We start from the raw sequence: 9,440 nt of genomic DNA on the forward strand, positions 1-9,440 counted from the left end.
TTTCCAGATCCTGGTACCATTGTTACTCTTGCAACAGAGGTTTTTCTTCTACCAGTTGATTGTATAATGTTTCCTGCCATATTTTACTCCTTACCTAAGATCCAAAGCTTCTGGGAATTGTGCTTCATGACCGTGATCAGCGCCAGCATAAACTCTAAGTTTCTTTGCCATAGCACGACCAAGTTTATTGTGTGGAAGCATTCCAACTATTGCATGTTCTACAATTCTTTCTGGGTACTTAGCTTTCATGTCTTTAAACTTAGTAATTTTTAGACCACCTGTATATCCAGAATATCTCTTGTATTCTTTTTGATCTTCTTTGTTTCCTGTAAGCACTACCTTGTCAGCATTGATTACTATTACATAATCTCCAGTGTCAAAGTGTGGAGTAAAGGTTGGTTTGTTCTTTCCTCTTAGTATTGCTGCAACTTGGCTAGCTAGTCTACCTAGAACCATGCCTTCTGCATCAACAACATACCATTTTCTTTCGATGTTTGATGGAGTCGCAGTCCATGTCTTTTGATGTTTCATCTCATCCTCCTATAATTTTTTCGGCTACTATATTTAGACACCGCACTAGTAGCTTGCGGCTGTACTCGTCCTGGCATTTATCTATCGCACCCAGGATGTGCGATCGTCTCGATTCCTTATGAAGGTGTGAGTCGACTGATATATAATACCCGCTCTATAGGATTTTGTCAATACATTTCTATTTTCTACTTCTTAATTTTTTGTAACTATATGGTGAAAATAATAAAAGCATTGGATATAACTCTAGCCTACCAAATAGCATGGCAAGGGTTAGGGTAAATTTACATATTGGTGCCATTGAGGCAAAGGAAGATACTGGTCCAAAATCTTTAAGTCCTGGTCCTACGTTATTAAAAGTTGTAGCAACAGCTGCAAAGGCAGATTCAAAATTTTCTACATCCCTACTTACAATTACCATGAAGAGGATAAAAAGCAAGATATAAAGAACCAAATACTTATTTACTGCTTCTTCTAATTCCTCATCCATCTTCTTGCCATCAAGTTTAGTAATAGTAACTCTTTTTGGATTTATTACCTTTTTTATGTGGTTAATAGTTGCTTTAAATAGGATTAAAAATCTTGAAACCTTAAAGCCACCAGCAGTAGAACCAGCAGAAGCACCTATAAACATCAGCAAAATTAAAATATTCCTTGAAAACATCGGCCAAGCACCATAGTCTGCTGATACATAACCCGTTGTTGTCATTATTGATGAAACTGTAAATAAGGACTGGATACCAGTGTAGGCTAGGTCGCCATAATATCCTCTGATATTAAAGAATATCAGACCAGTTGCAAGGGCGATTATTCCTAGGTACCAATAAAGTTCTTCTGACTTAAAGCCCTCTCTTGCTGACCTTATTAAGGCATAATAATAAAGGTTAAAATTAACTCCAAATAAAATCATGGCAACAGACAAAACTAATTCTATGTATCTAGAATTATAATAGCCTACTGACAAGCCCTTATTGGCAAAACCTCCAGTACCTGCAGCACCCATAGCATATATAATTGCATCAAATAAATTCATGCCGCCAAACATTAAAAATATAACTGTTATTAGGGTCATAACTAAATAGATTATGTATAAGACCCTGGCAGTTTTACCAAGTTTTGGTGTAAGTTTGCCAAAAGATGGACCTGGCATTTCCGCTTGAAGGAGGTTTGATGATTCTTTATTTGATTTTGGTAAAATCGCCAAAGTGAATACCAAGATTCCCATACCTCCAATAAGGTGAGATAGGGACCTCCATATAATAATTGAATGGGGTAATAATTCCACATCATCAGCCACAGATGCCCCGCAAGTTGTAAATCCACTTGCCATCTCAAAAAATGCATCTAAAAATGTATGATAATTTGTTGGTGTAAGGTATAGGGGAATAGCTCCAATTATAGAAAATATTACCCAACAAGCTGCTGTCGTAAATAGGGCTTCCCTTGTGTAGATATGGCCTTGTTCATCTCCTAATTTTACAAGTAAACTCCCACCTACACCTGCTATTAAAATTGGTATTAGAAAATATAATTTATCCTTAAATCCCTCTTGATAAATAAAGGCAACCACAAGTGGCACTAACAAAAGTAGGGCCAAAACTTGGAGAAGCCTACCCAATAGATAATTTATCGTTTTAACATTCATACCTACTCCAATATATCGTCTAGAACCTTAAAGCTTTGGTTGGTTGTTGCAACAAGAACTGAATCACCGAGGTTTATCTTTGATGAACCATTTGGAATTTCTATTTCTACCTCTCCATGGTCTATGGCTAAAACCAAGCTATCGTCTCTAATTTTTAAATCTTTTAGTGGTGTATCTAATATCCTAGAATGATCAATAGCCTTAAATTCTATTACCTCAACCTCGCCTTCTTCTAGCCTATATAAAGAAGAAATTGACTTGCCTCTGGCATTTACCTTGCTCCTTACCAGCCTGTTAATAACGTCAGATGCTGCCATTTTTGGAGCAAAAGTAGTGTCATTATCAAGAATGCCTGTCATTTTTAAAAGTTTGGTCCTATTTACCTTGGCTATTACCTTTTCAAGTCCGGATTTTTGGGCAAGGAGAGAAATCAAAATATTTTCCTCATCTATACCTGTTAGGGCAAGGAGGGCGTCAAAATGATTTAACCTTAGTTCCTCAAGGACTTCTGGACTTGTACCATCAGCGTTTATTACAACTGCAGCTTCGTGCATTTCGCTTATGTCTTCTGCTTTATTCCTATCAATCTCTACAACAGTCACCTTAAATCCTCTTTCGATTAAAAGGCCAACTAGGTATTTAGAAATATTTCCAGCCCCAATTACCAAGACATTTTCTATATCATAGGCGCCCTTTTGCTCATGCCTGTAAAAACTATCTACAGCTTCCTTTTCGCCGATTACATAAATCTTATCTCCAGCTTTTAGGATATCGTCCCCGTGGGGAATATTAACATCCCCAGCAGAATTAACAATACCGATTAGGGTGTGGTAATTTTCTGAATAAGTTCTTAGGTCAGAAAGTTTTCTGCCATCAAGGTCTGAGCCCTCATCGATAACAAGCTCCATCATTATCGCCCTATCTTTAAAGAAGGATTCAACATTTAGAGCGTGGGAATATTTAAGAGTTCTTTGAAGGTCCTTGGCTGCTATGTATTCTGGGTTTACAATGGACATGGCATGAGTAAGCTCGCCTATGAATTTCCTGTGCTTAACATAGCGAGGTTCTCTTAGCCTTATGATAATGTTTTTGGCCCCTAAATTTTTAGCAAAAGTTGATGCTATTAGGTTTACATCATCAGACTGACTGATTGCTATAAAAAGATCACAATCCCTTGCTCCCGCCTCAACTAGGGCCTCTACATCACGACCGTCTCCAACAAGTCCCATTACATCATTGGTCGCTAAAAGCTCTTCTAAAACTTCCTTATTTTTGTCAATTACAACTATATCATGCCCCTCACTGGAGAGGTCTTTTATCACAAAAGAGCCGACTTTGCCGGCTCCCAAAATAATTATTTTCATCAAAGCTCCTTAGGAAATCGAAAGTCTTACTAATACCTTACCTCATTTATAGATTTTCCCATATTCATTTCTTAAGATAATCGTAAGCATAACGAGCCAAAAGCTCTGCCCCATATTTCATTGCTCTTTCATCTGGATTAAAGTCTGTGGCGTGATTTTGTGGGTAAGTTGCCTTGTTTTCTGGGTCCCTGCCACCTATAAACATATAAGTGCCCTTGATTCCTGGCACATCCTTGTAACCAGATAGGTAAAAACCAAAATCCTCAGATCCAGCGAGTTTTAGGTCAGTTGAAACATTTTCATCGCCAAATATTTCTTTAGCTATTTTTACTGAAAGGTCAGTTGATTTTTCTTCGTTAATTACAGCACCTGCTCCCATGTGGTAATCAAAATCTGCACTTCCTCCGTAGATTTCTGCAGAAAGTTTGGCTGCTTTTTCAAGTTCCTTTACCATAAAGTCAACTGATTCATTAGAAAAAGACCTAAAGGATCCTTCAAGTTTTATGTCAGCTGCCACTGCATTTGCTGCTGACCCACCTTCTACAACTCCCAAATTAAGTACGACTGGATGGAAGACATTGTCTATTTTTCTAGCCTGGATAGCATAGGCTACATTTATGAAATTTGCAAGCATAAGCATGGCATCATTTCCTTGGTAAGGTGTAGATGAGTGGGCGGATGTGCCTTTAAATTTCACTGTGAAAAATGTATTATTTGCCATCACCTCTCCGTAACCAGTTGAGGCCTTACCCAAATCCCATCCTGTATGGATATGTATAGCAAAAGCAGAATCTACGTCTTTGGTATAACCTCCACTTACAACTGCCCTACCGCCTTCGCCAGTTTCTTCGCCAGGTTGGAAAATTATCCTTACCCTGCCATCAAGCTCATCTTTAACTTCTAATAGAGCCTTGGTCGCATTTAAAAGCATAGCTGCATGGATATCGTGTCCACAAGCATGGCTAACTCCCTCATTTTGGCTTTTATAATCAAAATTATTTGTTTCCAAGATTGGGAGGGCATCTATATCTGCCCTTAATAGGACAGTTTTTCCCTTGCTTTCTGGATTGATTTCTACCATAAGACCTGTTGGGTCAATTTCAACTGGCTTAAATCCCATCGCTTCAAGTTCCTTTTTTATAAAGGCTGTTGTTTTTACTTCCTTCATAGAAAGCTCTGGGTGCCTGTGCATATATCTTCTGTCTTCTATCATTTTTTCTTCGTTATCTAAGATTGATTTTTTAATTATTTCTGTCATGTCATTATTCCTTTCATTATCTATAATATACCCAAATAAAAAGACTTAGTCTTTAATATCTCGTATTTCGAAATATTCTAACTAAGTCCTCTTCCTATTCTGCTTGTGGAGCAATCTTTAAATCCAAAAACAAATCATTATATAATATTGTAGTTTCCTTGCCCAAATTTTTAAAAACTATAAGTTTTTTTATTATATCATCATCAGGATATAAGGTCTTGTCAGCCCTTGAAAGGGGGTTGATTAACTCCAATGCTTTTTTATTTGGTGTTGCATAATGAATATAATCTGCGTTCTTAGCTGCAACTTCTGGCCTTAAAAGATAAGATATTAGAGCATAGGCGCCCTCTTGGTTCTTGCTAGTTTTTGGGATAACCATAGTATCAAACCAAATATTTGACCCTTCTTTTGGTATGGTATAGGCAAGTTTGTCGTTAATTGCTTCTGCTTTGGCTGCTTCACCAGAAAAAGTTATTCCTATATCTGCCTCATTCTGAGCCATATACATCCTAATCTCATCAGCAAGAAGGGCCTTCACATTGGCCATAAAGGGTACCAAGTCATTTTTAACCTTCCTTAGGATTTTTTCATCCTTTTCATTTAAGTCATATCCTTCTGCCAAAAGCCCTATGCCTAGAGTTTCCCTAGCTCCATCAAAGGATAATATTTCCCCCTTAAACTTAGGATCCCAAAGTTTTTTCCAAGAATCAACATCTTTTTCATCATACTTTTCGGTATTATAAATAATACCAAAAGTCCCCCAAAAATAGGGAAGCGAATATTCATTTCCTGGGTCATAGACTTGATTCAAAAATCTATCATCTATATTTTCGAGACCCTTGATTTTTGAATGGTCAAGCTTTTTCAATAGACCCTTTTCCCTCATCATCTCAACAGTATATTCAGATGGAAAGGCTAGGTCGTAGTGGGTCTTGCCCTGCTCGATTTTTGCCATCATAGCTTCATTAGAATCAAAGGTTTCATAGATTATCTTATATCCTGTTTCTTTTTCAAAGTCACTAAGAATTTCTGGGTCAACATAGTCTCCCCAGTTATAAAAATATATATCCTTATCATTTGAGCCAGTAGAGCTTGCATTTAGCCTTTCTTTACCAAAGGCCAAGAAAAGAATGATAAGACCAATACCCAAAACGAACTTATAAACTTTATTCATATCACTTTGCCTCCCTTCTTTCTATCATGTAATAGATAACCACCATAGCAAGTGATATTACAAAAATTATGGCTGATAGGGCATTAATCTCAAGAGAAATGCCTGATCTAACCCTAGAATAAATCTCTATTGATAGGGTAGAAAATCCAGATCCTGTTACAAAAAATGTAACTGCAAAATCATCTAGAGAATAAGTAAGAGCCATAAAAAATCCCGCAAAAATTCCGCTTGCGATATTTGGTAATATTATCTTATTTAAAATCGTCATATCATTTGCACCCAAGTCTTCTGCTGCCCTTATCATATCTTCATTAAGAGCATAAAGCCTTGGCAAAACCATTAAAACAACAATAGGTATAGAAAAGGCAATATGGGCCAAGAGAACTGACAAAAATCCCATAGGAATTTTTATTAACATAGAAAACAAAATCAAAAAGCTCGCCCCCATCATAATGTCTGGAAGAACCATCAAGACAGAATTTAGGCCTAGAATTTGTTTTTTTATTTTTTTGTTTTTTGTATAGTAAATCGAAATCGCACCTAAGGTCCCAATCACGCTTGCAATCAAAGATGAAATCAAGGCTAAAATTAGGGTGTTTAAAACTATATTTATTAACCTCTTATCAGAAAAAACTGCCAAGTAATGCTCAAGGGTGAAGGATTCAAAAGTGTTCATATTGCCACCACTATTAAAGGAATAGAAAATCAAATATCCTAATGGGAGGTACATAATTATAAAAACAAAAATCAAAAATAAATTTGAAAGTTTAGTTGATTTATTTTCCATTTATTTCTCCCCTCCTGTTCAAAAATGAAATCACAGCAAACATGATTCCTATTAAAACAAGACCAATGGTTGAACCCATGCCCCAGTTTTGGGTTACTAAGTAATGTTGCTCAACAGCTGTTCCCAAAGTAATTATCTTGTTACCGCCAATAATTCTAGTAATCAAAAACAGGGATAGGGAAGGAATAAATACCGCCTGAAAACCAGCTATGACTCCATCCATCGATAGGGGTAGGATAATTTTTCTAAAGGTCTGAAACTTACTTGCACCTAAATCTTCGCTTGCTATAATATATTCCCTTGGGATGGTATCTATAGACCTAAAAATCGGCAAAATCATAAAGGGAAGTTCTACATAGGAAGCTACTAAAATAAAGGCAGGATTTGTAAACAAAAATCCTTGACTAGCTAAGCCCAAAAGACCGACAATTGTCCCGTTTTTATTAAAAAGTCCAATAAATGCGTAGGCTTTAAGGACTAAATTTATCCAGGTTGGCAAAATTACCAAAAGCAAGATTAAATCCTTATGTTTGGCCTTGGTCAAAAAATATGAAAAAGGATAGGCCAACAAAAGTGTAAAGGAAGTAATCAAAAATGCGGTCAAAAAGGAATTTAGGGTCATTATTATATAATTTTTGTTAGTAAAGTATGCTATATAATTACCGAGAGTAAAATTTCCATAAATATCAAAAAATGACTGGTAGAGCAAGAGTAGGATTGGCGCAATAATAAAAACCAAAATCCAAATATAGTAAATAAAGGTTAATTTTTGGTACTTTTTAGCCATCACTTTCTCCTGTAGCATATTTTTCAATTCTCTTATCAAAGGCCTCTTCGGTTTCATTGTAACGCATAACGTGGATATTTTCAGGATCAATCTTGATACCGATATCATCGCCCTCTTCAAAACGTCTAGTTGTATGAATCTTCCATGAAAATTCCATCTTATCAATGGCAATCAATTCATTAAAGACTCCACGAAAGAGAATGTTATCAATATTAACAACAATATGTGCTCTCTCAACTGGGACAACTTCTATATCTTCGGGCCTAATTACAACTTCAACCCTCTCACCTTTAGCAATACCAGCGTCAGAACAATCGAAAACCTTGCCGGCAAACTCTACCTTATAGTCATCAACCATCCTAGCCTTTAAGATGTTGGACTCACCAATAAATTCTGCAACATAACGGTTAATAGGCTCATCATATATATCTTTTGGGGGACCTTGCTGGACAATTTTCCCCTTATCCATTACAAAAATATGGTCACTTAAAGCAAGGGCTTCTTCCTGATCGTGGGTTACAAAAACGAAAGTGATTCCAAGCTCCCATTGGATATCAGAAAGGAGGACTTGCATGGACTTCCTTAGTTTCATATCGAGCGCAGAAAGTGGTTCATCAAGTAAAAGCACATCCGGTTTATTAACAATAGCACGGGCAATTGCCACCCTCTGCTTTTGGCCACCAGACATCTGACTTACCTCTCGCCTTTCAAAACCAGCGAGATTTACCATATCAAGAGCCTTTTCAACTTCTTTTTTAATAATAGCCTTGTCAGTCTTTTTGATTTCCAAACCAAAGGCCACATTATCATAAACATTCATATGGGGAAAAAGCGAATAATTTTGAAAAACTGTATTTACAGTCCTCTTACTTGCTGGCACATCTCCGACATTTTTTCCATTTATGTAAACAGAACCACTACTAGGCTCCAAAAATCCTGCTATTAAATTTAAAATAGTAGTCTTGCCGCAACCTGATGGTCCTAACAGGGTATAGAATTTTCCCTTTTCAAGCTCTAGGTCAACAGATTTTAGGACTTCTTCATCACCAAAAGACTTAGAAACCCCATCAAGAACCACCGAATATTTTTCAAAATTTTTATCCATACTTCCACCCCCAACTTTCTCATTATAAAAAGTATACCTCATTTAAAAAGAATTTTTATCTAATTATAATAACAAAATCTATTTTTTCTGATAAAAGAAAAAATGTACCAGACCTAAGTCCAGTACATTTATAAAATACTAATTGAATTCTATTTTATCATCTAAATAGACATCAGACAACCTTGCCATGAATACAATACTTGTTATTAAAACAGTAATTGCACAGGCCCCTATCAATAAAGAAAACAATATTAGGGATGAAATTTCATCTTTGAATACTAACAAGGATAACATTAAGCCTATAAAGATTAAAAGTGGTATTCCTAACCATTTTAAACCTAAAATTAGGGTTTTCTTAAAAAGTCTCTTACCTTGACTAAAGATTTTGCTAATTATTTCCATAACCCCATCTTCTGTATCGTGGTGGTCAGCAAGATAAAAGTTTGAATAGGCAAAAAACATGGCAATAATTAAAAATATTAAAACGAATGCTATCGGTAGGATAATTGCTCCTATGGCAAAGACTGCCTTATTGTTTGGACTTGCTACAGCTGAAAATACGCTAAAAGCGCCACTTGCTGCAAAAGCGTATTGGGCAATAGCTTTTGCTATAGAAATTAAAAATCCTACTGTAAGGACCTTCATATTTAAGTAATTTACCTGGTTTAGGTAGTCCCCTACTGATCCCATCCTATTTCTGATAAGACCACTTGAGATAGAAAAAGTAAATACAAAGGAAATTATTCCTGTAATCAAATCTCCCAAAATATTAAGGATGAAATTATCTTCTCC

Annotated in this window: 9 protein-coding genes and 1 pseudogene; all 10 read right to left on the bottom strand. The window is 36.2% G+C overall.

Annotated features, from left to right (window positions below):
* Window positions 1–80: pseudogene (rpsI, locus tag RQ893_RS06615) on the bottom strand (30S ribosomal protein S9); the annotation flags it as partial.
* A 10-nt stretch (window positions 81–90) separates the two neighbouring features.
* Window positions 91–531 carry a 50S ribosomal protein L13 gene (rplM, locus tag RQ893_RS06620; RefSeq protein WP_311482262.1) on the bottom strand — a complete coding sequence of 147 codons (441 nt, stop codon included), beginning with the start codon at window positions 529–531 and terminating at the stop codon, window positions 91–93.
* Between the two features lie 178 nt (window positions 532–709).
* Window positions 710–2,173, bottom strand: a complete 1,464-nt coding sequence (locus RQ893_RS06625) for a TrkH family potassium uptake protein (protein WP_311482263.1) — start codon at window positions 2,171–2,173, stop codon at window positions 710–712.
* A gap of 2 nt (window positions 2,174–2,175) precedes the next feature.
* Complete coding sequence (gene trkA, locus RQ893_RS06630; protein WP_311482264.1) at window positions 2,176–3,537, bottom strand: Trk system potassium transporter TrkA; 1,362 nt, start codon at window positions 3,535–3,537, stop codon at window positions 2,176–2,178.
* A 64-nt stretch (window positions 3,538–3,601) separates the two neighbouring features.
* Window positions 3,602–4,795, bottom strand: a complete 1,194-nt coding sequence (locus tag RQ893_RS06635; RefSeq protein ID WP_311482265.1) for an amidohydrolase — start codon at window positions 4,793–4,795, stop codon at window positions 3,602–3,604.
* Window positions 4,796–4,889: 94 nt separating this feature from the next.
* The gene (locus tag RQ893_RS06640; RefSeq protein ID WP_311482266.1) at window positions 4,890–5,969 is read right to left on the bottom strand and encodes a spermidine/putrescine ABC transporter substrate-binding protein; all 1,080 of its coding nucleotides are present in this window, start codon (window positions 5,967–5,969) and stop codon (window positions 4,890–4,892) included.
* 1 nt (window position 5,970) lies between these two features.
* Window positions 5,971–6,756: an ABC transporter permease gene (locus tag RQ893_RS06645; protein WP_311482267.1), complete on the bottom strand. Its 786-nt coding sequence runs from the start codon at window positions 6,754–6,756 to the stop codon at window positions 5,971–5,973.
* A complete protein-coding gene (locus tag RQ893_RS06650; RefSeq protein ID WP_311482268.1) occupies window positions 6,746–7,543 on the bottom strand; it encodes an ABC transporter permease in 798 nt (265 codons plus the stop codon). Before RQ893_RS06650 ends, RQ893_RS06645 begins: the two co-directional genes overlap by 11 nt.
* Window positions 7,536–8,648: an ABC transporter ATP-binding protein gene (locus tag RQ893_RS06655; protein WP_311482269.1), complete on the bottom strand. Its 1,113-nt coding sequence runs from the start codon at window positions 8,646–8,648 to the stop codon at window positions 7,536–7,538. The genes RQ893_RS06650 and RQ893_RS06655 overlap by 8 nt, the downstream gene beginning before the upstream one ends.
* A gap of 138 nt (window positions 8,649–8,786) precedes the next feature.
* On the bottom strand, window positions 8,787–9,440 hold a 654-nt coding region (locus RQ893_RS06660), incomplete at its 5' end, for a hypothetical protein (protein ID WP_311482270.1).

The sequence above is a fragment of the uncultured Anaerococcus sp. genome (genome assembly GCF_963510915.1).
Taxonomy (GTDB): Bacteria; Bacillota; Clostridia; order Tissierellales; family Peptoniphilaceae; genus Anaerococcus.